The 24,624-nt window shown below is 41.4% G+C and carries 31 protein-coding genes; 14 read left to right on the top strand and 17 right to left on the bottom strand.

Features of this window, described 5'->3' with window-relative positions; genetic code table 11:
- Positions 1 to 15: 15 nt before the first annotated feature.
- On the top strand, positions 16 to 309 hold the full coding sequence (locus G7092_RS09065) for a YciI family protein (protein ID WP_166088343.1): 294 nt from the start codon (positions 16 to 18) through the stop codon (positions 307 to 309).
- A 49-nt stretch (positions 310 to 358) separates the two neighbouring features.
- Here G7092_RS09065 and G7092_RS09060 read toward each other — a convergent pair whose 3' ends face one another.
- Both G7092_RS09060 and G7092_RS09055 read right to left on the bottom strand, forming a co-directional pair.
- Complete coding sequence (locus G7092_RS09060; RefSeq protein ID WP_166088341.1) at positions 359 to 772, bottom strand: hypothetical protein; 414 nt, start codon at positions 770 to 772, stop codon at positions 359 to 361.
- A 79-nt stretch (positions 773 to 851) separates the two neighbouring features.
- Complete coding sequence (locus G7092_RS09055) at positions 852 to 1,709, bottom strand: aldo/keto reductase (RefSeq protein WP_166088339.1); 858 nt, start codon at positions 1,707 to 1,709, stop codon at positions 852 to 854.
- A gap of 75 nt (positions 1,710 to 1,784) precedes the next feature.
- On the opposite strand from G7092_RS09055, the gene G7092_RS09050 reads away from it, so the two are divergent.
- On the top strand, positions 1,785 to 2,294 hold the full coding sequence (locus G7092_RS09050; protein ID WP_235953803.1) for a DUF6526 family protein: 510 nt from the start codon (positions 1,785 to 1,787) through the stop codon (positions 2,292 to 2,294).
- 92 nt (positions 2,295 to 2,386) lie between these two features.
- Here the strand turns inward: G7092_RS09050 and G7092_RS09045 are convergent, their stop codons facing one another.
- From G7092_RS09045 to G7092_RS09035, 3 genes are all read right to left on the bottom strand, one after another.
- Complete coding sequence (locus tag G7092_RS09045; RefSeq protein WP_166088337.1) at positions 2,387 to 2,773, bottom strand: hypothetical protein; 387 nt, start codon at positions 2,771 to 2,773, stop codon at positions 2,387 to 2,389.
- A 68-nt stretch (positions 2,774 to 2,841) separates the two neighbouring features.
- Entirely contained in the window at positions 2,842 to 3,246 is a 405-nt protein-coding gene (locus G7092_RS09040) for a DUF1761 domain-containing protein (RefSeq protein ID WP_166088335.1), read from the bottom strand.
- 220 nt (positions 3,247 to 3,466) lie between these two features.
- Positions 3,467 to 6,187, bottom strand: a complete 2,721-nt coding sequence (locus tag G7092_RS09035) for a carboxypeptidase-like regulatory domain-containing protein (RefSeq protein WP_166088333.1) — start codon at positions 6,185 to 6,187, stop codon at positions 3,467 to 3,469.
- Positions 6,188 to 6,429: 242 nt separating this feature from the next.
- On the opposite strand from G7092_RS09035, the gene G7092_RS09030 reads away from it, so the two are divergent.
- The 5 genes from G7092_RS09030 (at position 6,430) to G7092_RS09010 (ending at position 10,949) form a co-directional block, all read left to right on the top strand.
- Positions 6,430 to 7,293: an AraC family transcriptional regulator gene (locus G7092_RS09030; protein ID WP_166088331.1), complete on the top strand. Its 864-nt coding sequence runs from the start codon at positions 6,430 to 6,432 to the stop codon at positions 7,291 to 7,293.
- A gap of 79 nt (positions 7,294 to 7,372) precedes the next feature.
- Positions 7,373 to 8,314, top strand: a complete 942-nt coding sequence (locus G7092_RS09025; protein ID WP_166088329.1) for a nitrilase family protein — start codon at positions 7,373 to 7,375, stop codon at positions 8,312 to 8,314.
- Between the two features lie 143 nt (positions 8,315 to 8,457).
- Positions 8,458 to 9,705, top strand: a complete 1,248-nt coding sequence (locus tag G7092_RS09020; RefSeq protein WP_166088326.1) for a PA2928 family protein — start codon at positions 8,458 to 8,460, stop codon at positions 9,703 to 9,705.
- Positions 9,706 to 9,833: 128 nt separating this feature from the next.
- Positions 9,834 to 10,418 carry an O-methyltransferase gene (locus G7092_RS09015; RefSeq protein WP_166088324.1) on the top strand — a complete coding sequence of 195 codons (585 nt, stop codon included), beginning with the start codon at positions 9,834 to 9,836 and terminating at the stop codon, positions 10,416 to 10,418.
- A gap of 57 nt (positions 10,419 to 10,475) precedes the next feature.
- Positions 10,476 to 10,949, top strand: a complete 474-nt coding sequence (locus tag G7092_RS09010) for a CYTH domain-containing protein (protein WP_166088322.1) — start codon at positions 10,476 to 10,478, stop codon at positions 10,947 to 10,949.
- A 7-nt stretch (positions 10,950 to 10,956) separates the two neighbouring features.
- Here the strand turns inward: G7092_RS09010 and G7092_RS09005 are convergent, their stop codons facing one another.
- From G7092_RS09005 to G7092_RS08985, 5 genes are all read right to left on the bottom strand, one after another.
- Positions 10,957 to 11,250: a DUF3892 domain-containing protein gene (locus G7092_RS09005; protein ID WP_166088319.1), complete on the bottom strand. Its 294-nt coding sequence runs from the start codon at positions 11,248 to 11,250 to the stop codon at positions 10,957 to 10,959.
- A gap of 259 nt (positions 11,251 to 11,509) precedes the next feature.
- Positions 11,510 to 11,725, bottom strand: coding sequence for a hypothetical protein (locus G7092_RS09000; RefSeq protein ID WP_166088316.1), 216 nt, complete (start codon positions 11,723 to 11,725; stop codon positions 11,510 to 11,512).
- Positions 11,726 to 11,869: 144 nt separating this feature from the next.
- Complete coding sequence (locus G7092_RS08995; protein ID WP_166088314.1) at positions 11,870 to 12,421, bottom strand: GNAT family N-acetyltransferase; 552 nt, start codon at positions 12,419 to 12,421, stop codon at positions 11,870 to 11,872.
- 97 nt (positions 12,422 to 12,518) lie between these two features.
- Entirely contained in the window at positions 12,519 to 13,715 is a 1,197-nt protein-coding gene (locus G7092_RS08990) for a M28 family metallopeptidase (protein ID WP_166088312.1), read from the bottom strand.
- Between the two features lie 19 nt (positions 13,716 to 13,734).
- Positions 13,735 to 14,664: a hydroxypyruvate isomerase family protein gene (locus G7092_RS08985; RefSeq protein WP_166088308.1), complete on the bottom strand. Its 930-nt coding sequence runs from the start codon at positions 14,662 to 14,664 to the stop codon at positions 13,735 to 13,737.
- A 361-nt stretch (positions 14,665 to 15,025) separates the two neighbouring features.
- Between G7092_RS08985 and G7092_RS08980 the strand changes: the two genes are divergently transcribed.
- The 3 genes from G7092_RS08980 (at position 15,026) to G7092_RS08970 (ending at position 16,171) form a co-directional block, all read left to right on the top strand.
- Complete coding sequence (locus G7092_RS08980) at positions 15,026 to 15,214, top strand: hypothetical protein (RefSeq protein ID WP_166088306.1); 189 nt, start codon at positions 15,026 to 15,028, stop codon at positions 15,212 to 15,214.
- 234 nt (positions 15,215 to 15,448) lie between these two features.
- Positions 15,449 to 15,943: a hypothetical protein gene (locus G7092_RS08975; RefSeq protein ID WP_166088304.1), complete on the top strand. Its 495-nt coding sequence runs from the start codon at positions 15,449 to 15,451 to the stop codon at positions 15,941 to 15,943.
- 30 nt (positions 15,944 to 15,973) lie between these two features.
- Positions 15,974 to 16,171 carry a hypothetical protein gene (locus G7092_RS08970; protein WP_166088302.1) on the top strand — a complete coding sequence of 66 codons (198 nt, stop codon included), beginning with the start codon at positions 15,974 to 15,976 and terminating at the stop codon, positions 16,169 to 16,171.
- A gap of 138 nt (positions 16,172 to 16,309) precedes the next feature.
- On the opposite strand, the gene G7092_RS08965 is transcribed toward G7092_RS08970, so the two are convergent.
- Positions 16,310 to 16,639, bottom strand: a complete 330-nt coding sequence (locus tag G7092_RS08965) for a YbjQ family protein (RefSeq protein WP_166088300.1) — start codon at positions 16,637 to 16,639, stop codon at positions 16,310 to 16,312.
- A 149-nt stretch (positions 16,640 to 16,788) separates the two neighbouring features.
- Positions 16,789 to 17,070 (bottom strand): pyrimidine/purine nucleoside phosphorylase, encoded by a 282-nt coding sequence (ppnP, locus tag G7092_RS08960; protein ID WP_166088298.1) that lies wholly within the window; start codon positions 17,068 to 17,070, stop codon positions 16,789 to 16,791.
- Between the two features lie 166 nt (positions 17,071 to 17,236).
- On the opposite strand from ppnP, the gene G7092_RS08955 reads away from it, so the two are divergent.
- Entirely contained in the window at positions 17,237 to 17,794 is a 558-nt protein-coding gene (locus G7092_RS08955; protein ID WP_166088296.1) for a hypothetical protein, read from the top strand.
- A 140-nt stretch (positions 17,795 to 17,934) separates the two neighbouring features.
- Here G7092_RS08955 and G7092_RS30520 read toward each other — a convergent pair whose 3' ends face one another.
- The gene (locus tag G7092_RS30520) at positions 17,935 to 18,306 is read right to left on the bottom strand and encodes a hypothetical protein (protein ID WP_202985242.1); all 372 of its coding nucleotides are present in this window, start codon (positions 18,304 to 18,306) and stop codon (positions 17,935 to 17,937) included.
- A 200-nt stretch (positions 18,307 to 18,506) separates the two neighbouring features.
- On the opposite strand from G7092_RS30520, the gene G7092_RS08945 reads away from it, so the two are divergent.
- From G7092_RS08945 to G7092_RS08935, 3 genes are all read left to right on the top strand, one after another.
- Positions 18,507 to 19,442 (top strand): cation diffusion facilitator family transporter, encoded by a 936-nt coding sequence (locus G7092_RS08945; RefSeq protein ID WP_166088294.1) that lies wholly within the window; start codon positions 18,507 to 18,509, stop codon positions 19,440 to 19,442.
- 71 nt (positions 19,443 to 19,513) lie between these two features.
- Complete coding sequence (locus G7092_RS08940; protein WP_166088292.1) at positions 19,514 to 20,002, top strand: hypothetical protein; 489 nt, start codon at positions 19,514 to 19,516, stop codon at positions 20,000 to 20,002.
- A gap of 172 nt (positions 20,003 to 20,174) precedes the next feature.
- Positions 20,175 to 21,977 carry an alpha-L-fucosidase gene (locus tag G7092_RS08935; protein ID WP_166088290.1) on the top strand — a complete coding sequence of 601 codons (1,803 nt, stop codon included), beginning with the start codon at positions 20,175 to 20,177 and terminating at the stop codon, positions 21,975 to 21,977.
- Here G7092_RS08935 and G7092_RS08930 read toward each other — a convergent pair.
- The 4 genes from G7092_RS08930 to G7092_RS08915 form a co-directional block, all read right to left on the bottom strand.
- Complete coding sequence (locus G7092_RS08930) at positions 21,974 to 22,222, bottom strand: hypothetical protein (RefSeq protein WP_166088287.1); 249 nt, start codon at positions 22,220 to 22,222, stop codon at positions 21,974 to 21,976. The genes G7092_RS08935 and G7092_RS08930 overlap by 4 nt on opposite strands.
- A 187-nt stretch (positions 22,223 to 22,409) precedes the next feature.
- Positions 22,410 to 23,204 (bottom strand): DUF817 domain-containing protein, encoded by a 795-nt coding sequence (locus G7092_RS08925; RefSeq protein WP_166088285.1) that lies wholly within the window; start codon positions 23,202 to 23,204, stop codon positions 22,410 to 22,412.
- A 5-nt stretch (positions 23,205 to 23,209) separates the two neighbouring features.
- A complete protein-coding gene (locus tag G7092_RS08920) occupies positions 23,210 to 23,980 on the bottom strand; it encodes an oxygenase MpaB family protein (protein ID WP_166088283.1) in 771 nt (256 codons plus the stop codon).
- A gap of 3 nt (positions 23,981 to 23,983) precedes the next feature.
- On the bottom strand, positions 23,984 to 24,388 hold the full coding sequence (locus G7092_RS08915; protein ID WP_166088281.1) for a ribosomal maturation YjgA family protein: 405 nt from the start codon (positions 24,386 to 24,388) through the stop codon (positions 23,984 to 23,986).
- Between the last annotated feature and the right edge of the window lie 236 nt (positions 24,389 to 24,624).

The following is a 24,624-nucleotide window of genomic DNA, read 5'->3' as shown; positions in this document are numbered from 1 at the left end:
ACTAATTCACTAATTATGAAGCAATATCTGGTCACAGGTTATGATTATACAGATGAGGGTGCTTTGCAGCGCCGCATGGATGTACGTCCGCATCATTTAGATAACCTTAAAGAGCTCAAAGAAAAGGGTAATTTTCTCATGGGCGGAGCTGTATTGAATGACGACGGTAATATGATAGGCTCCGTAATGATCATGCAGTTTGAAACTGATGAAGCGCTGGAAGCATGGCGGCAAAGTGATCCCTACATCACCCAAAAAATATGGGAATCGGTTGATGTAAAGCCGTTTAAAGTAGCTGTGGTTGGATAGCCGGCCCACCAGAATATTACTGCGCTTGATCGCTTAGCCTGCCAGCATATTAATCGGCGGCGGTCCAGTTGTTTAATTGCCAATAGCCATCAGCATCTTTTTTATAAAACGCGGTATAAGTTTTACCCTGCATAGTAAAGTTGAAGGAAAATTCTTTTACGGAGCGATCGTGGGGTATAAAATGCGGTAGTACGCTGTTGGCAGCCAGGGTAATGGCCCCGGTAAATCCGTCGCGGTTCTCCTCTAACTGGCGGGCCTCCTGGCGGATATGGCTGACGTAATCGGCATAGGTAGTAAATTCATAGGCATTATCCTTCATTTGGCGGGCCGCGTTGAAGGCAGCCTCTGCGTATAGTTCTTTGTAAGTCTCCATGGCCTTTAGTAGGTCGGGAGCCGATATTTCGGGTAAACCATCGTTGCCGGTGGTATTATAGCTGTTCAGGATCTCTTCTTTACTCTTCATGTATTTGATGATGATACAAAAATAAAAGGATACCCGTATTTGATGGCATCCCTTTATTTTTCCTGGTTTATGGGCTTGTTTATTTGGTGTCTTTCAGACCCTCAAGAATCAGCAGGTCGGCATCATCCAGTTTTATATCAGCTGCTTTCATATTCTCTTCCAGATGTTCCACGGTTGATGTACCCGGAATAAGCAGGATGTTTGGTGAGTGGTGCAGTAACCAGCTCAGGGCAACCTGGTGTATAGTTGCGCTATATTTATCGGCCACACCCTGTAATATCTGTTCGCCTTTTACATTACCACCACCTAATGGGTACCAGGGTATAAAGGCGATGTTTTGCTCGCGGGTATATTGCAGCTCGGCCTCCCATTTACGGTTATCCACACTGTACATATTTTGAACGGATACCACTTCGAAAAACTGCTGGGCATGTTTAATCTGATCGACGCTTACTTCCGACAGACCAATATGCTTGATTTTGCCCTCCCGTTGTGCTTTTTGTAAAAACTCAAAAGTTTTTTCGGCGGGTATGTTAGGGTCTATCCTGTGGAGTTGATACAAGTCGATACTGTCCTGTTTCAGGCGTTTTAAGCTACCTTCCAGGGCTTCCTGCAGGTGAGCCGGGGATGAATCAATATTCCACTGATTGGGGCCTGTACGCAGGAAACCGCCCTTGGTTCCTATGATCAGTCCGGCAGGGTATGGTGCAAGCGCTTCGGCTATCAGCTCTTCTGAAACGTTGGGGCCATAGCTGTCGGCGGTATCAATGAAATTTACGCCAAGTTCAACAGCGCGTTTAAGTACACGGATGCATTCATCCTTGTCTTTAGGCGGGCCCCAAATACCCTGGCCGGTAATGCGCATGGCACCGTAGCCCAGGCGATTTATGGTATAGTCGCCACCTAAAGTGAACGTTTTTTCAAATGTGTTTGCCATAGTATAAGTTGTTGTTATTAAAATCAACTCAAATATGCCTGCATTGTTTAAAAATATTATAACCCGATTGTAATAATGAATTTAGGAGCAAGGATTTTTGGAGCAAAGAGTAAGGATATTAATTTAGTGGTATCTTTCGCTCAAAAACAAACCATGGCATCTCAAAACCTGACCAATCACAAACGCACTGTTATAGGATTTCATTATTTGCTGAGCGCTATGCTCATTTTTGGATTGATAGTTTCAGTTGTTAATGTAGTATTGCAATGGCATTCGGCCAACTTATTGAGTGCATTGCTCATCCTGCTGCTTTTTGGTTGTTGTTTGCTCATGAGCCTGTTTATACGTATGTTCCCGCTAAAAGCGCAGGACAGGGCCATTCGTGCCGAGGAGGGTTTACGTTATTTTATACTTACCCGCAAACCGATGGATAGCCGGCTTACCATAGCGCAGATAGCTGCTCTGCGTTTCGCGCCGGATGATGAACTGATTCCGCTAATAGAAAAAGCGATAGCAGAAAATCTGTCAGCCAGTGAAATTAAACAGGCTATCAAAAATTGGCGCGCCGATCATTATCGGGTGTAAGAAGATTGTGTAATTTAAGACGCATGTAATGCGTCTTAAATTACTAAAGAAAACAAACGTAGAGACACATCACATGTGTCTCAGATGATGTATTAATCTACAAGCGTATCTTTTAGTGTTTTGAGTAATTTGTACATTCGGGGATCATCAAGAGTTTGGAGCCGGTATTCGCGGTAGGTTACTGTATCTTCCCGAAATGTTACGTAATAATCATGTTCATTTATTACATCTATTTTGATGTATTTTTGGTCCGTTCGTAGCCCATGGTTTACTGATCTGGAGATAATAAGATAATGCACTGATGTACCAATGCGAAAATATTTATCCTCGTCCTGTACCTGTAGTTTTAAAATAAATTCTCTTAAAGGTTTAAACCGTTCAAAACCGGAGTAATTGGTTATGAGATCATCATATCGCAATAATGTTTCTGTCCACGACTCATGAAACAGATTCAGTATAGTCTGCGTCCTTGCATCCATATTGTAAATTTAGATATTGGCTCCTAAAAGTTAGGATTTCGGGTTTAGATTTTGGGATTTCCCATCGTCTATCTCCACCAACCTATAATGGTTCCCATCAGGGTTAACGATATCAGGCTATAACCACCGTTTATAAATATCAGGCGCCAGCTTTTCAGCTCAAATAGTCCCTGTATAGCAATGGCACTGAATGTCCATATCCCGGCCAAAAAACCCGCAGTGGCGCCCCAGGATACATTGGTTTTGGCATCGGCCAGAAACATCCCCAGGTTAACTGCCATAATGATGGAAAAGAAAAATGAAAAGCCAAAGATGCGGCCCTTATTGGAGGCTTTTACTTCATCGGGATTAAGCTTGTTATCAGCCATCCAGGGTTTGGCGAATAACAATGGAGAGTACCAGATACCGCCAACTAAAAATGCCGATACGCCAGCCGCTACCACGGCCAGCCAGTTGATGTGTGAAAAATCCATAATGATAAGTTTATGTGTATCATAAAGTTATCATTTATTGGAGTAAGGAGCAAGGACTTTGGAGACTTTGGGAGCTAAGATTTTGGGAGCAAAGAGTAAGGACTTTTGGAGCAAGGATATTAGGAGTAAAGAGCAAGAATTTTTAGAGTAAAGATTGACAGACTTTTTGCTGTATTTGTTCCAATAATCTTTGCTCCCAAAATCCTTACTCCAAGAATCTCTATTTCACCTGGATATGCATTACTTGCCGGCCAAGATCGCCTTCGGCATCCAGACCTTCAATAATTACACGGTATGATCCGCGGGCGTCGCTGTTAAAAAAGCTGAATGAGGCTACACCGTTTTTATCGGTTATTATTTTCGGATTCCAGTAAATGGTGTTTCGCAAATCGGCTCCGAGCGAGCTTTGTTTGGTAACATCATATTTAGGCATGTAAAACTCTTTGGATTTACCATAACCCTGTATGCCAAAAGTAACTACGTTTTGTTTGGGAATAAGCGCCTGTAACTGAGCCAGTGTTATTTTTTCCTTTTTGATCACCTTTTTGTTGATGAGAAGTATACCATTGGTTTGGTTAATACGGTTAAGACCACTTACCCCATCCTTTAAAAAGATCTCTACAGAGGCAACTTCGGCACCTGTCATGCTCGATAGAAAGTTTACATCAACAGGCATGCTGCCTACATATATCTGCACAGGAACCTTTTTGCCGGCATTATAATCGCGGGTGATATAAAAGTTATTGTCTACATAAGTTAAACCAAAGGCCATAGTGCTTAGACAGTTGATTAGCAGGGGACAATCCTTTAACTGATCGCCGGATATTTCATGGTCGGCCTGGCCCGGTAATCCTGCGAACGTCCCATAATCGTTATGGCTCGGTTTTTTCTCAAATTTGGTCGATTTTACCACTACTTCCTTCAGCACACGGGAATTTTGATATTGTTTGCGGCTGTTATCCAGATATGGGCGCATGGCGCTATCTATGTTTACAATTTCATCTGGCAGATTAGGGTTTTTGGTTAATTTCTGGTACAATTCGCCGTTTACGCTAATCACCATGTTTTTGCCATTAGGGTTGTTACGGGCGCTCAGGGTTATTTTAGAGGTATCCATCACTACCACGTTACTGAACTTGAAGTTACCCGATAAATCAGTTACCGTTTCTGCCGAAAAATTACGGTCTGGTATCAGCAGGCGGATGCTGCCTTTACCTACCGGCAGCCCGGTGGTAGTTCTTAATATGCCTGATACTTCAATGCCCTGCTCCGGTGCAATAAAAATAGGAGGGTTTTTATCTGCCAGTATATCTTCGTATGAAAAACGGCGATACCCTTGTGTAAGCATCAGGATATCCAGGTTGTCCTGTTTTTCCTGGTCGGGCTTGTTGAAATAATAGTTAGGTTTTTCTATATATCCTTTCAGATCGGATGTAAGTAACAGGTTGCTTAATATAGTCGATTCTGAGTCCTCATTGGTAGGTACGCTGGTATCATCAAGTACGGCTACAGAAAAACTGCCTTCAACAGGAGCTGTACTGTTTTTTGCTGATAGGGCAATCCTAACATTTTGCCGGGTTGTGTAAGATGGTTTATCAGGTCTTAGAGCCAGATTTAACTGGTCATTATGCTGTACAAAAGCTATGCGCTCACATAAAGCATATCCCCCGGATGAGAACAAGGTAAACTGTACAATACCTGTTGGGAACTTATTTTTTGGGATATTGGCTGTATAGGCGGCATTTTGCAGCACAGTTTGAGCCGCATAGTAAATAACCCCTCCGCTTTGTCCAACCAAGTAAAAGCTTTTGTTTTGTTTGCGCTGTAAGAATAGCTCGTTAGCCGATATTTTAACCGTAAGATTATCAGCATCGGTATTAAATACGGACAGATTAATACCCATAGCCTGTACCCGTGGAAGTTTATAGGTGCCTGTAGAACCATTTGGAAAGGTAACATTAGCTGTATATGTTTTTCCACTTTCGGGTGTTATAGCAAATACACCCATACCCAGGTGTGCTGAAGTAAAAGAGGCCATAACTGTACCTTGGTCATCAGTAACCGTTCCTTTTACATCAGTCCCTAATCCTTTGGAATTGATGGCTTTAAAAGCAATTTTTGAACGTATGCCATTGGTGAGCTGTCCGCTTTCCGGAAAAAACTGTACGTCATAGGCAGTTACGGCACCTCTTAAGGAAAATGAATTGGTAACCGATTTACGTTCGCCCATATCAATGGCGGTTACCAATGAACTGGATGTTATGGTAGCAGATTCGTTTTCGGGTATATCCACGAGTAGATGGCCTTTATCGTCGGTACGGCCGCTGCCTTTGGTTATGGGATCGCCGTTACGTACCAATTGCCAGCTCACTTTTTTGTTGGCATAGGGGGCATTGGTTGGGTCTTTATAAAGAATATCCGCATCAACTTTTACGGTGCCCTTTTTTTCCGAACTTTTATAACTGATAAAGGTATTTACCTGGTTGTCAATAGCATTACCTACGTTAATGGTATGGTCGTAAAAATAGTCGGGATCAAAATTGCGCATCCAGTTGGTATAAGCCCTGATGCGGTAGGGGCCTTGTTTATAGGTTTCGCTGGTAAGGGTAATGTTACCGTTTGCAAAGCCGTTTTTTACAGGTAAACGCAGGTTTTCCATAACAGAGTCCTGGCTGTTGATCACATCAACATAAACCACACCGCTTAAACCCGATGGCTGGTGCTTTTCAACCGTTACATAAGCTTTAAACCAAATGGTATCGCCCACGGCATAATAAGGCTTATCTAAATGCAGATAAACCTTTTCAATAGGATAGCTGCTTTGAAATTTAGCAGTTTTTTGAATAAGCGTATTTAAGGGTATGCTATCCTGTTGCGCCGAAGCAGCAAAACCAAAAGAGAATAACAGCGAAATTAGGAGTAAAATTTTTCTAGATATCATTAATATAATATAAAGCGGCTAACAGGGGCTAATATAAACATTTAGGGTTGCAGCGTGCCGGACGCACCTGTCATTTAACATTTTTTTACAATCACGATAAATTTAAATGATAGTAAAGTGTCCGTTTAGAGCACAGGCAACACACAAAATTATAGCTTTTTCTGTATCAACGGAAAGTTATAAGCAATATGTTGCACTGGGGGTATCATAACACGATTGTTACTTTTTTTGAAAGAAGGCGCATGAATCTGTATCCGGAATGTATCTGTTCAGAAATTTGTAACTTTACCTCATTACCAGGTTTACGTATGCAAATACCTCCATCACCGCATCTTGCTCATATCATTAAGCACTTTTTGATACTGGAAAACAATTGCAGCGAGCCAATTAATTACCGTTTGTTTTCTGACGGTAACCCGGGGATGGTTTTTTACTTCAAAACACCGCTGGTACAACAAGCTGCAGACAAGGCATATATCCATCCCAGTAGCTTTGTTTACGGGCAGTTAACCCAATACAAAAATCTGATATCCACCGGGAAATTAGACATATTGGTAGTGGTATTCCAACCTTATGGCCTGTTTGCTTTATCCGGAATAGCTTCTGTTGAATTAAACGACGGCCTGATCAAACTAAATGAACTTTTTAAAAGCGATGCAGAGGAGCTGGAAGACCGGGTTTTAAATGAAACAGGTATCCGAAACAAGATTGAACACATCGAAAACTTTGTATTTAAAAAGCTGGCAGGTTGCTCGTACCCCGACAAGGCGCTTACAGGAGCCTTAAAACTGATAGATAACAGCAAGGGAAATATATCTGTAGCCCATTTGCTGCATGCTTTACCTATAACCGAAAAACAACTCGAACGCCGGTTTAACCAGTATATCGGGATAGGGCCGAAACGCTTCGCCGCCATTGTGAAGCTGCAGTATTTTTTAAAGAACTTGCAAAGGCATCCACAAGACACAAAAATTGCCGATGCGGCTTATGAGAGCGGTTATTATGATCAGGCACACCTCAATAACTATTTTAAAAAGAACATTGGTATAACTCCATCAGCCTATAAAATAAATAACCTGCTGGCTATTAACTTTATGCAGGTTTAGTCTCTTTGTAAATGTCGGTTTTTTACAAGGTAGTCTTTAAACGCCGCCATAGTTTTGCTGTATATTAAATACCAAGCATATGGAAAACTTAAAAATAGCTACAGCCCAGTTCGAAAACAAGAGCGGCGACAAAGCCTATAACTTATCAATTATTAAACAGTTATCGCAAAAAGCGGCGCAGCAGGGGGCCGATGTGATTGCCTTTCATGAATGCTCCGTTACCGGGTACACTTTTGCCCGGCACCTGGATAAACAACAGATGCTTGACCTGGCCGAAGTAATTCCAGGAGGAGAAAGCATTTCGACACTTACCGCTTACGCTCGCGAATTTGACATTGTTATACTGGCCGGATTGTTTGAAAAAGACGAAAATGATAACCTGTTTAAAGCCCAGGTATGTGTGGACAAAAACGGCCTGGTGGCTAAGCATCGCAAATTACATCCGTTTATAAATCCTCATTTACAGCCAGGTACCAGCTATACTGTTTTTGAAATTTTAGGCTGGAAATGCGGTATCCTGATCTGTTATGATAATAATGTTATTGAAAATGTAAGGGCTACCAAGCTGCTGGGTGCCGATATTATTTTTATGCCACACGTAACTATGTGTACGCCATCTACCCGTCCCGGGGCCGGTTTTGTTGATGCTATACTTTGGAAGGATAAAATAGGCAGCGCAAAACAATTACGGGAAGAATTTGATGGACTTAAAGGTCGTGCCTGGCTGATGAAATGGTTGCCTGCCCGGGCCTATGATAATGCAGTTTATGCAGTTTTCTCTAACCCAATAGGTATGGATGATGATCAGCTTAAAAACGGATGTTCGATGGTTATTGATCCTTATGGCGATGTGATAGCCGAGTGCAGATCATTGGATAATGAAATTACCATTGCCAATATTCATGCCGATAAACTAACCCTGGCTGGCGGTTATCGCTACATCAAGGCCAGAAAACCAGAACTGTATGGAGATATTATTGGGAAAGCCCATCAAAGCGAACAAAAAGTAGTTTGGATATAGAATTAATGATGGTTTGTCATTAAATCATTTAATAAAAATAAATAGTTGGCCGCATAACGCATATGGCGTTATGCGATTTTTAATTTGTGCAGATAGCAGACCAAACAAATCAAAAGCCACCGTGTTTTTGATTAAACTACCTTATGCAACAACATAACTGGCCTCCTGGCGTACTACCATCTCAGCGTAATTACTGGCGCTTCTCTTTACTTTTTTTATTACCTATATTGATTATTAGTGGTATTGTTTGGGGTATAATCAGCATGATCAATAGTGGTGCAGCCACCTATGCTCAGGCAGATGCCTTAATTTATCATATGAACGGACATGCGGTGATGGCCACCGTAGTTACCCATGAATCTGGAACAACAGAAACCTATTCCGATAACAAGCGGTATGCCGAAGCTATTGATCTGGAAAACGGTAAAAGACTATGGAGGGTACTGCTTGATGCTAAAAACAACCGCGACCAGGATTTTGGCCTTGCGGCATTGCTGGGTCAATCTTCCAAATATTTATTTTTTCTGCGGAATGAATTATATGTGATCGATAAACAAACAGGGGAGGTGGTTGCCCAAAATGATCATTTTGAAACCGTTAAGGATAAAATGAGCAAAGAGGATTTTACATCGTACAATAGCAGCGATATTAAATTTGCTTATAATGATTCGCTGCAGGCGGTGCTTTTTAAAGGTACCGATGGGCTTTTTTATAGTATCAACGGCCTCACCTTAAAAACAGGCACTATCAACCTCAACAATCCTGATAAGTATTTTAAACGCAAGAACCAACCCTCATATGATGGGTTGATGGTACAGGCTTATGACGATGGTAAACAAGGCCTGGCCGTGCTGGATGATCAGGAAGTACAGTTATTACAGGCAAGCAATATGCGGGAAGCGGTACAGCACCGTAGTTCGGAGAAATCGGTAAGGCGGTTTTTATATAGCCATCCTGCCGACAAGCTTAGCGGCAATTGGGAAAAAGTGAGTGAGGCTGTATATATATACGGCGGCTTTTTAACCGATCCGCAGCAACGCTCCCTGCAGTTCGCTGATTCATTGGCTACAAGCGAAACCTATCGGCTGTTTGCCAATAATTATAATCATATCCATGCCCCCATTCGCCTAAGTAACGGAGGGTTGATAGTCATGCACAAAGCATCTACAGAAAATAATGCGCCGTTATTGCTTACGGCCCTTTTGCCTGATGGTAAAGTTGCGTGGCAAATCAGTACAGGTTACGCTGATATCGGCTTTCTTTACAAATACCCAGATGGGAGTAAGCTGTTTTTTATGGGTATCCCCGCAGGTAAATTCAATTATCCTATGCAGCAGTTACTTTGTCTTAACCTGACTAATGGAACGTTACAGTCTTATCCAATAAAATAAAGTTAATATTCTAAATACTAAAATGGTTTTTAGTATGAAATATCTATTTATTGTTTTAAAATAAAGTTTTTGTTGATATACTTGTAAAGAGAATCAACAAAAATAAACTTTATCTGAAACAATATTTTATGAACCAGCAAATAAATCAGCCCTACCCGCAAGCTTACGCCGATATAGACAGGGCTACCATCGAATCGGGTTTTACCATGGCTTCTGATACTTTAACCTGTAGCTTGTTGAAAACGCTGGCTGCTGCAAAACCAGGTGGTAAATTCCTGGAGCTGGGCACGGGTACCGGTTTGTCAACCTCATGGATACTGGATGGTATGGAGGCTGCGGCTACCCTTATTTCTATCGACAATGATGCCCGTTTTTTGGCTATTGCCGATCGGTTTTTGGGCAACGATAAACGGCTGGAACTGATTTGTATGGATGGTGCCGACTGGTTTGAACAAAACAAGCAGTTAAAGTTCGATTATATTTTTGCCGATACCTGGCATGGTAAGTATCTGTTGCTTGATGAAGCTATAGCTATGCTTAACCCCGGTGGTTTATATATTATTGATGATATGCTGCCTCAGCCCAATTGGCCCGATGGTCATCATGAAAAAGCTATCCGGTTGATGGAAGTGCTGGAACAACGGACAGACCTGGTGCTCACCAAACAATGCTGGGCCACGGGGATAGCTATAGCGGTTAAAAAAGCGGTGTGATGTCATCCCCTAATTATTATTTTCATCCCTATATTTACCGGCCAGGTATAAAAAATTATGGGCATTGAAATTGAACGCAAGTTTCTGGTTGATCACGAACAATGGCGCCAGCTTAGTAAACCCGCAGGTAAACATTATCGTCAGGGGTATATTTTAAGTGATGATATTAAAACTATCCGGGTGCGTGTTACCGACGAGCATGGTTATATAACTATTAAAGGGAAAACAAAAGGCATTAGTCGCCTGGAATATGAATATATTATCCCGGTTAACGAAGGGGTAGAGTTATTGAATAATTTTGCAACATCAGAGCTGGAAAAGACTCGCTATTGTATTAACTATGAAGGTAAAATATGGGAAGTAGACGATTTTTTAGGCGAAAATCAAGGCCTGCTGGTAGCAGAAATTGAACTGGAAGATGAGGCGGAAAAGTTTAAGTTACCTCCCTGGATTACTGTAGAGGTTACGGGCGACAAAAAATATTACAACTCGGCTTTATCTTTAAATCCGTTTAAAGGGTGGCCTGAGTAATTAGATATTATGCGCTCTGCGGTAAAGCCAATAAATAATCAGGTTTTGATTCGTCAGATACGGTTTTAACGTATTTATTACCATCCGGGCAAAGAGCAGGGATCAGCGTGGTTTTATTGCCATACTCGTCAATAACATAAGCCTCTCCGTCGGCATCCTTTATCCAGTCATAAAGTTTAGCTCTTTCGGTAACTCCTTTTACGTTAATGCGCTCATTTACCCACTCTAATGAATCAATAGCTACATAAGGATTTTTGTGCAGTTTAGCATCGGTTTTTATACAAAGAATACGTACAGACATCGGCTCGTTCGTTTTAATTAACAGGTTTAGCAAAATTAAAACAAATAGGAATGAAGGAAAATAGGTGTTTTCACCCATTTTTTTTGCGTAAAAGTACCGGAAATGCGTAAAAACCACGTAGTTGGTTGGTATTTTGAAAATAAATTTTAGTTCAAAAATTATTCAATAATGCCTGTAGAAGCCAAGCGAAGAGGGAGAGATAAGTAGGAGGGGTAAAATAAAAGCCCCGGTATTAATACCGGGGCTTTTATTGTGCTATTTACCAGCCAGTGCCTTTTTTGGCGTTACCGTTTTTGATATGCTCTTCGGCAGTTGCTTTTCCCATGATAGCGGCCATTTTATTACCTGCGCTATCTTTACCTGTTGCAATGTATCTTCCTGACTTTACGTCGATAACAGGATCGATCATTGGTACATTTTTAGTTTTGGTTTTTACTGAATACGCGGTAATGCCGCTTCCTTTTTCTGTTGCCATGATAAGTTCTTTTGTTTTTAATAATTGTTAACCCCATTTTAGCCGAATTGTTTCGGCACTTAGCTATAATTGGTTTTTATGCTGTAAACATGCATTAAAAATTTTTAATTCAAAATACCTGAGGTAAATATTTTGTTAACACATTTAAGTTTTTGTTAATAACGTATAAACAACGGTATCTTCAAATGCGCCGTTAAAAAAATAATTTTCCTTAAAATGGGCTTCCTGTGTAAAGTTGTTCTTTTGAAGCAATTTTATTGATGCCAGGTTATCAGGACTCACGTTTGCTTGTATCGTGTGGAGGTTCATAGGCCCAAAACCGTAATTAATGATGGTTTCTATGGCCTCCTGCATAATTCCCATGCCCTGATAGGCCGGGTTTAAAAGATAGCCTATCTCGGCCCGGTAATTCTCCTTTTCTATACGCCAAAACCCTATGCTGCCAATAAACTCCTGTTCGTTTTTAAGCGTAATGCACCAGGTAATGCCATTATTGCCCTTGAGTAAATCGTTAATAACTTTTATCAGATCTATAGCATCATTAAGCGTTTTTGCGAGCGGCCGGGATATATATTGCATAATAACCGGGTCTTTTCGCAGCTCAAAAAGCCTGGGAGCATCGGCAAAAGTGAACCTCCGTAATAGCAAACGTTCGGTACTGAGCACAGGAAACGGGTCAAAATTAAGGTTAAGCATGATAGAGAATTAAGAATCAGGATTCAAGATAAGACAAAAGCCGGAGTTCTGCATAATGAAGTAAATCAGAAACCAGGCACCTGGAACCCCGAACCTGCTAATTGACTGATGATATGGTTGCCCTTTGTTTTGTCATCAGGCTGCTGTTAAACTTCAGGATAAGCTTAAATAAATCGGCATATTCCGTAAGGGGTAAAGTTTTGCTGATGTCAAAAACATCGTGATAAGCCTTGATACCACCCAATGTATATATGAAAAAAGCAGGAACTCCCTTTTCTGTAAAATAATAATGATCGCTGTTGGCGGCTTTTCCGCGCGGGTTTACTTTCACCAGGTAATTGCCCTGGCTGTTTATTTGTTTTAAAGCAGCAAATTCTTTGGGGTAGATGGTTGCGTTCACTACGGTAATGCCTTCAATACCGGTGCCATCAAGATCCAGATTAATCAGAAAGCGGATGTCTTTTAAAGGGATCAGCGGGTTATCAGTGAAATACTTAGAGCCTAATAGCCCGGCTTCTTCGCCCGAAAAGCAAATAAAGGCCATGCTGTAGCGTTGCGGATGTGCACCATAGTATTTGGCCAGACTTAATAATTGGGTAACCCCACTGGCATTGTCATTGGCCCCCGGGAAATAGGTATTGCTACCCATGCCGCCCAGATGATCGTAATGTGCGGTGATAACCAGTACCGAGTCGGGCTTAGAAGTGCCCTTGACAATTCCACAGATGTTTGCCGTTCTAAAATCAGGGATCAGCTGGTTTTCAATATCGATCTGAATAGTTGCCGGTCTTTGTTTTACCAACTTTTTATCCATTTGTATCAGTGTATAATCAAGCGTTTTACCTTCTACAGACCAGGTGAGTTTATCTTCAATTGATAAAACCACCCGATTTTCCTTATCGACAAAGTGTGTGCTATCAATTTGATCCAGCTTGCCTGTAGCGGTTAGGCCCTTACTGTCGGGACTCACAATGTAATCTATACCGGGCCTGAGTTCTGTACCATTGATTACTACCTTCATTTTACCCGGAAAGGTATTTACCGGGTAGCTGAACTCCTGCATGTAATTTTTGCCATCCATGGGTTTTACACCATAAGCCTTAAACTGCGCAGCTAAAAAATTGGCTGCACGATGTGCGCCATCTTTGGTATAACCACGTCCCCAAAAGTAAGGCGAGGTTAAAGTATCAACCATTTTGCGGGCAAACAGCGTATCCTGAGCTTTTACAAAGTGGGCGGTAAACAGTAAGCTGATGATAGCCAGGACTAGGCGCTTAGGCGTTTTCAAATTCATTATTTGTGATGGCGGTTTTCTATATAAAACTATCAGCTTCACGGTATGCTTTAATCAGGGCCAGTTCACCCTCTTTACCAGCGCCTGCAGTGCCATGTTCCATACCCAATACACCCCTGTATCCTTTATCATAAATGTGTTTGAATATGTTTTTGTAGTTGACTTCGCCTGTACCTGGCTCTTTTCGGCCGGGGTTATCGCCAATCTGGTAATAGCCAATTTCATCATAAACCCAATCAAGCGTAGGGATGATATTGCCCTGGTTGCGCTGCACATGGTACATGTCATATAAAATTTTACACGAAGGACTACCAACTGCCTTACAAATGGCATAAGCCTGGTCTGGTGTGCGTAAAAACAGGTCGGGGTTATCGCTTAAAGGCTCCAGTACCATTACCAGGCCATGAGGCTCAATAATGGCGGTGCCTTTTTTGATGGCTTCAATTACATTACCCGTTTGTACGCCGATAGGCAGGTTGCGCACAAAATCACCGGGAACTACGGTAACCAGTTTTCCGTTGATGCGTTTGGCTACTTCAACAGCCTCTTTACAACTGGCTATGAATTTATCGAGATAATCGGCTTTGCCCGATGCTAACAGGTTGGAATCATTACCTAGCCCCGGCTGTACAAACACGCCCATAGCCATTCCTAATTTGGCCAGTGTATCACCAATTTTTTTCTGCTGATCAGCCGGTCGGTGGGCCATCCCATTATCTTCTATGCTACGAAAGCCCTGATCATAAGCAAACTTGATCTGATCAATAAAATCGTCGCCGGCATGATTTTTAAACATGCCGTCATGAATGCCGTAATTTAAATGAAAAGGTTTACCGGTATCAGGGGAAGTGATCTCGGCTGCTGCTGCGGGATCAGTTTTTAAAAGTCCGGTGGTGAGTAATGATGCGCCTGCCAATACAGAGTTTTGTACAAAGTTTCTGCGTTTCATAATAGGTAATTGGGGTTTGAGGCAGCAATATAAAAAAAAGTTGTGAGTTTGGATTTGGAAGTGCTGTAGCCGGGGCCAGAGGTCTCAAACTATCGGGAGGGTACATGCGTGGATTTTGCTAAAAAATCGTATATTTGTATCACAAACGGAAAATTTACTGCTATTTCCCATATAGCCACCGCTAATCAATCCTTGTTGACCAGGGTTCATTTTTATCCCCGCTGATACCGTTGCTGCCCGGAAATTAAATTGATGATCCTCCTCTTCATGCATGTTTTGTGTAGAACTTTTTGTTCAGTTGATAGGGTTTTACAGGTTTTAACCGGGAATAGCACATTGTTTAACTAAATTTTTAATCAATATGGCTAAATCGCAAGCAACCTTCATGAAAAAACAGCTCGAAAAAAACAGGCAAAAAAAGAAAGAAGAAAAAGAACTGCGTAAACAGGAGCGTCAGCAAAACAGCAGTGGCGGCGACCTCGAAAGCATGCTGGCTTATGTTAATGAATTTGGCGAGATTGTATCAACTCCGCCCGAAAAGAAAGTATAAACTCCAATTTACAATTTATGTAGTGTAACAGGTATTGTTTACACTGCATAACCATTGTAATTCATCTCCATTAGTTTTTCCAATTTATGCCATTTCTGCACACCATAGTGGGCTTATGCGCTGGTATGTTGTAGATTTTTGTTGTAACTATTTGTAAATCAGTTTGTAAATATCACAAAGCGGTATTGAACCTTTTGCTGTTTAATTTGTCATATGATATATCGATATTTATAAATGGCCATAAAAATAAACCTATGCCTGCTGGTAGCAGGGATGATGGCTGCCTCATGCTCAGGCAACCATAGCAATACCACTGATAAACTGGATACAGGCGGTAAAAAAGATACAATGCTGGCCAATGAGGCCGATGCACCTATGGTAAACATGCAATATTGCTTTTACCATACCGATGGCAAACAGGCTCAGGATACCACCATGGTCAATATGCTTATCAATGGCGATGCGGTAACGGGAAAAATGAGCTGGCTTCCGAAAGAAAAAGACGCCCGTAAGGGAACTATCACCGGGAAGCTATCCGGTAACGCCATCAAAGCTGTGTGGATCTTTACACAGGAAGGTTCAAAGGATAGTATGAATGTGGAATTTCAGTTAAGGGGAAATGCCCTTGCTCAAAAGCCCTATAGCTATGATGCCAAAACCGGCAGAGAGCAAACCAATACAAATGCCGATTATAGTGTAATTTACAACATGAAAAATTGTACTAATTAAGCCGAATTATTACATTAGCTTAAAATAATAATGAAGAAAAGAGAAACCAGTATATTATACCTTGTATTAGGCTTGTACACGCTGATGATCAGCTGGTATTATAACCACTCGTTGATATTGCTGTTGATACACTATTTGTTTTGGCCGGTTTACCTGGTTTACGAATTATTGATTGGTCATCTGGCTAACGGTATGTGGAAGACTATCCCGCTATCGTATTTTAATTAAATGAACAGATATTTTTGATCTTGTTTTATATAAACCGGCCTATGGCCGGTTTTTTTGTTTCTCCCCGGCATTATTATGGGCGAAAAAAAGAGCGACAATTGATCGTCGCTCCTTTCTTGAACAAAACATATATCGGTTTTACACTTTTTCAACTACTACGGCAGTGCCGTAGGCCAGCACTTCGGTAATGCCCTGCATCACTTCGTTGGCATCATAACGCATATTGATAATGCCATTAGCGCCCAAAGCCTGTGCATGCTGTACCAAAAGCTGAAAAGCCTCTTCACGGGCGTTTTCACATAGCTCCACATAAATAGAAAGCCTGCCGCCAAAAAGTGATTGAAAGCCACCTGCAATATTACCAAGTGCGCTTCGACTGCGTACGGTAATGCCTCTAACAACGCCTAAATGCCTGGTAACGCGATAACCCTCTAAAGAGGTACTGGTAGTAATAAGTGAAGTATCCATTGTTTTTTAATTATTGGTATTGATGTTTAGGTTAACCATTTAAATGGTTGGTATGTTTTTGTAATTAGATAAAACATCAGCTCTATAATTACAAATAATGTCCTTTTTATTTTTACCTCGTTATTCTGCAGGTTATCAACAAGGTGGTTTTACCGGTAGGTGCACAGGTATGAGCTTTGTACTTCTGTTTTAACTTTAAATACGGTGTTGGCATCTACCTCAAACTTTTGCCCGGCGGTAAATGATTGCCAGTTAGTTTCACCAGGTAATAAAGCATCCAGTCGGCCTTCAATAACGGTCATGGTTTCATGGCTCGATGTACCAAATTCATATTCGCCTTTTTCAATAACACCAACAGTACTGCGGCCCTGCCCGGTTGTGTAAGCCAGCGACTTAACTGCGCCTTCAAAATATTCGTTTACGTTAATCATGTTTAAAATTTTTAAGGCCTAATATGCTTAATTAAAATCAATTGTTTTATAATTTGCGAACTTCAATTACATACTGTACCCCTGCAGAATGTTAAAATATGTGAAAAAAGCAACTTCGGTTGTAATTATTACTTCGTAAAAAGCGTTATTTGCATAAAATTTATATATGAAGAAAACTCAACTATTGATGCTGTTACTTTTATCAGCTATATGTATCCAAAGCTGTAAAAAGGACGTAACTACTTCTGCTTCTACTATTTCCGATAAAATACTGTCTGCTAATATTAACGGTACTGCGTGGAATCCGGATACGGTAAGCGCTGCTATCACCTATAATTCTGCCACCAAAACCAAGACTTTTTCTGTTAGCGGCATAGCTTTACAGCAAAAAGTAACCATCAGCGTAGCTGTGCCAAATAGCATAAATACCGCTGGTTTCCCGTTTGCAACTTATAAAGTTGACGCTACTAACAACGTTCAACTGGCTTATTATACCCAGGCATTAATTAATGGTAATTTTACCCAGATAGGCACTGTAGACCCAGGATCAGGCTCAGTTACTACAACCGCTATCGATTCTGTTAAAAAAGTAATCACCGGTACTTATTCATTTACCTCCAAGCAAGTTAATAAAGACCAGAACGGTAATATTATATCCATTAACGTACAACAAATATTATCGGGCACATTCACCAATTTGCCTTATACGTTTGTAAGCAATTAAGACGGGTTTTCATCTCATATTTAAGTTAATCAGAAATACATAGTCCTGCATCATCCACAATTGATTGCATTCCACCATATTTAAAAGGCCCGTTGTGGAAACACAGTGGGCCTTTTTGCTCTATAGTAATCTTTATTAAACTATTGAACCGGGCGTGTTGGTGTTGGTGTAGGGCTTGGACTTGGTGACGGATTTGGAGAAGGCGAAGGCGTTGGACTTGGCATTGGTGTAGGTGTTGGGTTAGGACTAGGATTTGGACTTGGAGTTGGCATAGGTGTAGGGCTTGGATTAGTTGGATCCGTAGGGCTTGGTGTAGGATTTGGTGCCGGGGTTGGCGCTTTTGGTGCTTTTTTCTTCTTCTTATCCGGAATGGTATCTGTAACCACAGAGGCTGTCTTTATATTCAATCCATTAGTTTTTTGCAGATTATCAGCCTTGTGATTACCGGCAAACACCACAGAAGCCGCAAATGTGAATGCAATGGCCGCTGCTGTTATTCTTGAATTTTTCATAATTAATTTCTTTAATGTTTTATAAATTAACTAATATGATAACATTGCTAATCCAATATGGTTTCAATGAATTCGAAAACAGTAATTCATTTTATTGATAATGAGTTTGTTATTGTCATGTGCTGAGTCGTTTAGCTTCTCAAAACAGTGGATTTCTTTTAATTGAAACAAATAGCAGCTATAAGCATTAGGGATAGGGTATGGCGTCGTCAAAAAAATCTATTTATAGTGCGCTTGCGGCTAATTTGCTGATAGCTGTAACCAAATTTGTGGCAGGTGTGGTGAGTAACAGCGCCGCCATGATTGCCGAAGGTGTGCATTCGGTTGTTGATACAGCTAATCAATTGCTGCTTTTGTTGGGTTTGCACCAAAGTAAAAAGAAGCCCGATGCCAGGCACCCCTTTGGCTATGGCAAAGAATTATATTTTTATTCGTTCATCGTATCTATACTTATTTTTGGTTTGGGAGGCGGTGTTTCTATTTATCAGGGTATTAACCATATCATCAAACCCGATGTGCCGGGTAACCCAACCTGGAGTTATGTGGTGCTTTGTTCTTCTATCTTGTTCGAAGGAACTTCGTTCATGATATCGGCAAAGGAGTTTAATAAATTACGGGGCAATCAAACCTGGTGGCAGGCCATCACCAATAGTAAAGATCCATCCACTTTCCTGGTACTCTTTGAAGATGGCGCGGCCGTTATCGGCTTGTTTATCGTGATGACCTGCCTGTTCATCGGGCACCACTATCACCTCGATTATCTGGATGGTGTGGCCTCCTTACTGGTAGGCTTGTTGCTTGTTGGGGTATCTGTTATACTGGCACGTGAGAGCCGCAGTTTATTAATGGGCGAGGGGATAAGCCAGCAAACCAAAACCAGGATTACCGAAATTGTGGAGCATGATGCCGATGTGTTGAAGCTGATGCACATCCTGTCAACCTATCAATCGCCAAGCGAAATATTACTCATGCTCATCATCGCATTTAAACCTAACCTGGATACCGGGCAGCTTAATGAAGCTATCTCGCGAATCCGTAACCGGGTAAAGGATGAGTATGGCTTGATCCATTTTGTGATCATCCAGCCAGATATTTACCTGGATAAAATAAGTCCTGATGTGCAAACGTATATTTAAATTAATTCCTGAAAATAACGATAATAATGAGACGGAATTTTGTATAATGCAGTACTAAATCAGTCGCAAAAATGAACAACTACACACCTGTACAGCAAAGTCCCGTTGCTGTTGTTAAAACCGCGAAAATTATACACGGCGCCTTACTTGCCGGGCAAGTGTTATTTGCAGGCGTTGTAGTTGCCACAGGCACACGAGCTCTATATTTTAATGCCAGGGATACCAAAGATGTTTTTTTCTTTGTTGTCCCTGCCTTGGCTTTCGGTTGTATTGTCGCGGGCTTCTTTTTATTTAAAAAACAAATCGAACGCTTATCACAAAAAACTGATCTGCAAAGTAAAGTGACTGGTTACCAAACTGCTTTTATCACCAAAGCAGCTTTGCTGAATGGGTCATCACTTTTTAGTATCGTAGTTTTTATGTTAAGTGCTAATTTATTTTACTTGTTCATATCGGTTGTGCTGATGCTTATTCTTCTCCGGAGCAGACCCACGGCCAACCGGATAGCAGATGACCTGCAACTGGGTTACGATGATAAAGCAGAGATTGGGGCGGCTTAAATCTTAGCCGCTATCAGGTCGATACGTTTTCCATCTATCTGTACGGATCCGTCTTTTGTGCCAATTTCGCTCAATCAAATGATAAATGCCTGAAATTTTGAACTGTAAACGATCATTACTTTTATAAACATTATAAACGGTTTTAATTGTTAAATACATACTCATCAGGAAAATGCTGAAACGTACATTATTGGCCTTGTTGTTATTTTTTTCTTTTATAGGTGCTGTTAGTGCTCAGTCTGTACCAACTAATAGCGAAAAAGTTAAATGGTTTACCGATGCCCGTTTCGGTATGTTTATTCACTGGGGATTGTATAGCGCGGCCGAAGGGATATGGGAGGGCGAACGCCTGAGAAATGGCAATAATTATGCGGAATGGATCCGCTACCGCAACCGCATATCCGAAGATGAATATGTGAAACTAGCTAAACGGTTTGACTGGAATAAAATAGACCCAGAACAATGGGTAATCCTGGCTAAAAAGGCCGGAATGAAATATATCCTCATTACCGCCAAACATCATGATGGGATAGCCATTTGGGACTCCAAAGTAAGTGATCATAATTTAAGTAAACTCAGCGGTACCAACAGGGATGTACTGAAGGAATTGGCTGCTGCCTGCAAAAAACATGGCATGAAGCTGGGTTTTTACTATTCGCATTGGTTAGATTGGGAGCATCCGGACGGCTGGGATCATAACCAGGAAATAACCGGCCGTATTACGGACGAGCAATACAATAAATACTGGCAGGGAAAGGTTTTACCACAGCTGCGCGAACTGCTAACCAATTATGGCGACATTGCCATGATCTGGTTTGATATGTGGGTTGATTATAAAACAACCATTGTGAAAAAAGAGCAGTTGGATCAGGTGATCAAACTGATACATGAATTACAGCCAAATTGCCTCATCAATTCCAGACTGGGCTTACCGGCAAATACTCCTGGTATTGATTTCGAAACGATGGGCGATAATCAGTTGGGCGCAGCTTATACCAATCATCCTTGGGAAACATCCGGAACAATTGCCAATTCATGGGGATATAACGCATTGGAAAATGAGTATAAATCTACCAGTCAGTTGCTGCAGTCTTTGATAGGCAATGTTAGCCTCAACGGAGGATTTACCTTAAATATCGGCCCCCGGGCAGATGGAGCCGTTCCGTACGAAGATCAAACCCGATTGAATGATATGGGCGCCTGGTTATCCAAAAACGGAGAATCTGTTTATGGATGCACCGGTTTGCAATTACGACCAGATCAGCATGATTGGGGAAGGATAACCACCAAAAAACTGGATAACAAACAGATGGTTTATCTGCAGGTGTACAACTGGCCATTGGATAAAATATTACGCTTAACCGGTATTTTGTCAAAACCCGAAAAAGCCGAGCTGATAACGGATGCTGGTAGAGTTGCCTTAAACTTTACACAAACCGGCCCGTATACGCATATCCAATTGCCCGAGGTTGCCGGGGATCATTTTGTATCGGTAATTGCTTTACAATATGCCCAGCCGGTAAAATTGGATGAAAAAGCAGTAGCTGAATCAACTTTTGGAGGATTAGCCTTGAAAGGCGATAACGTTTCTGAAAAAACACAAACGTATAAAAAGGTAGCCTTTGATGGCGTACGTCCTACTCACTTGGTTATTGATAAAAGTGGAACGCTTAGCTGGCAGGTATATATACCGGCTCCCGGAACTTATCAGGCAGATTTATCCTACCATAATGATTCAAAAAGCGGCATGCCCGTAAACATTAGCGCAGGTGATCAAAATTTGTCGGCATCATTAAAACCAACCGGAAAAGTGGTTGTGGAGCCGCACGATAGTTATACCGATGAATTTGTAAATAACTCAATCGGTGTGTTTAATTTTCCCAAAGAGGGCTTTTATAACATCAAGCTAACAGTTAACCCAAAAGAAAGCGAAAAATTATTGTTTAACAGGATTTGGTTAAGTAAAAAGCCTTAAGCGGTTTTAGCCGATATCAGAGCAGCGCCTTCTTCGTCGATTTGCACGAGGCAATCGCTTACGGAGATGTGGTGTTTAAATTTGCCAACAGCTTCGATCCAATCACGGGAGGTAAAAACCGGCGCGTTAATCTGTACCGATTCAACCAATATTTCATCACCGTCGAGGATCAGGCGCCAGCATTGATCCTGACCATTGCTATCGGTATTATACCGTATTTTAACCTGGCTGAATTGTTTATTCATGTCGTATAGCGAAAGGGGTTTACAACAGGAACGGTAGGGTATGGAGCTTATTATTGCTGTTAATCAAACATCAAAAATGTTACATATAGGTTTATAGTCGATATTCAAAGACCTACTAAGTTTTTAAAACTTCGTAGGTCCTGATTGGATTCGAAAAAATAGGATATCTCCCTCTGCATAATTAATATTAATAATGCACCGCGTCTGTAATAGGCGCGACAGACTTTTTAACACCGCTTTTCAGCATCTTCAACTCGGCCACTATAATAAAGCTTACGATCACGAGAAAGCCCCAGGAGCTTATTTTTTGATAGTTTACCACAGTCCAGCCGTTGTGCTGATAGGCATATTTCCAAGCGCCGAGCAGGGTGGCCACGTTTTCGGCCAGCCAGATAAAAAAACCTATAAGGAGGAATGAAAGTATGGTAGGTATACGGTACAACTTGCCTTTCAGATCAAATATCACTGCTGATCGCCAGAAAAAGTACAGGATCAGTAACCCAATGAGATAACGTACATCATAGATAAATTTGTTAGTGAAAAAATTGAGGTATATGAGGGCGCCGATGATGCGTGCTATATGGTGATGCGGCCAGTTGGTAATGTTCAGTTTAAGCCGCCGCCATGCCTGGCACATATAGCTGGCCACGCTGGCATACATAAAGCCGCTGTATAAAGGTACGCCGAAAAGCTTGGTGTAGGCAAACTCTGGGTAAGTCCAGGAGCCATAATGTACTTTAAACAACTCCATGACCAGGCCCAACAGGTGAAACACACAGATTACCAGCACTTCGTCTTTGGTTTCGATCCTGGTGCAGTACATTATGATTTGGATCGATACGCAGGCTATCAGCATAAAATCATACCGAGGGATAACCAGCTTAAATAAGTGCGAAGCCGCAAGCATTAAAAAAACTAATACCGGGAACAGGCATGATAAAGCCTGCTGCTTAACGAATATAAAAAAGTGCGCCGTTCTCACCGTTTTTAAGATTGAAGGTATACCTGATCAAGATCTTTTATCTGCGCTTTGTACGCCGCAGGTAGCAAGGCATTGCGTAAAAAAGCATGTAGTTTTAATAATTTCAAAAATTTATATCCCCATAGTATAGGTCGTAACCACGGCACTCTATTTAGCTGGAGGTGACGGCGTACTTCGGGTTGTACCACCAGTAATTGGGCCTGTTTTAATACCTGGTAACGTGCTGCACCCAAATGGCGACGATATTGACGATATAGATCAATCGTTAATTCGCTGCGAATCAGGTTTTGTTGCAAATGTTCGCGACGCATGTTTAGGTACTCCGAATAGGTGGCGGGTAGGCCGCTAAGCTGCATACGGGTACCAACGCGTTTAAATACAGCAAAAGTCTGAGCCTTCTGTAACAAGGTAAGCGGTTGTTCCAGGAGCTCGTACGAACTGATAGAAAGATCAATGAGGAGGAATAACACATCACGATAAGCCCAATCGGGTATTTGCGCCCCCCGGTTGGTTTCAACACCCCGGTGAATAGCCGTGATTTGATCAATGGCCCGCAAGGCAGCATCCCGCTCCGAAAAAATGATCTTTCGGGAATAAGTAACCGTGGAAAATAGCCTGCCCAACGGATCGGCCGGGAGCTTGCCGGTATAATACAACCAGTCTACCGCTTTGTTCAAAGCAAATTCGGCAGCGGCACCCGCAAAAATAAATAGGATGGTATCGGCTTTGCCCCATATCTCCCGCACTATAGAGCGTTCATCTACAAAGTATTCCATAATTTATTTTTTCGGCTTTCGGAGTTTCGGTCTACCTGTGGTAGGCTGGGATCTGAATTGTTCGATGATGATGATCAATACAAAAGCACCGGTATAACACAACATATCTGTCCATGAAAAGGAGCTGCCCAATAGTAAGGTGATCGTTTTTGAGTTTTGCAGGCCTAATAGCGTAGTTAAATGAAAATATTGAGATATCTCTATAGCGTATGCTATCAATAATGCCAGTAAAGCGGCTTTAAATGGCGGTATATAAAAAAAGCTTTTGATAAGGCAATACAGAAATAATACGGCCAGAAAATCGCCGCCATATGGGCGGATAATGCTATCATGCACATACCAGGCAATGATAGCTTCCGTTAAAAAGAGTAGGAGAGCAGGGGTGAAATATCGATATGATTTTATCATTAAAAAGTACTTTGTTATTCAAAGTAATTAATAATAATTTGTATTTCCAAATATGAAAAGGAGTAAGGGGTTATTCATGGAAATATAGATTGGATTTACCCCTTAATTTTTGTATATTTGAATAAGACGGCAGCCCGGTTTTTTTCTGATCAAAAAGGAAAACCGGGCTGTTTTCATTAAGGGAAAAAGACACAAAAAAATGGCTTTTTTTGTGTAGTTAATTATAAATCAATTGT

Origin of the sequence: Mucilaginibacter inviolabilis, from assembly GCF_011089895.1 — a bacterium.
Classification (GTDB): Bacteria; Bacteroidota; Bacteroidia; order Sphingobacteriales; family Sphingobacteriaceae; genus Mucilaginibacter; species Mucilaginibacter inviolabilis.
The sequence above is the reverse complement of the archived record's forward strand: the minus strand, read 5'-3'. Positions and strand labels throughout refer to the sequence as shown.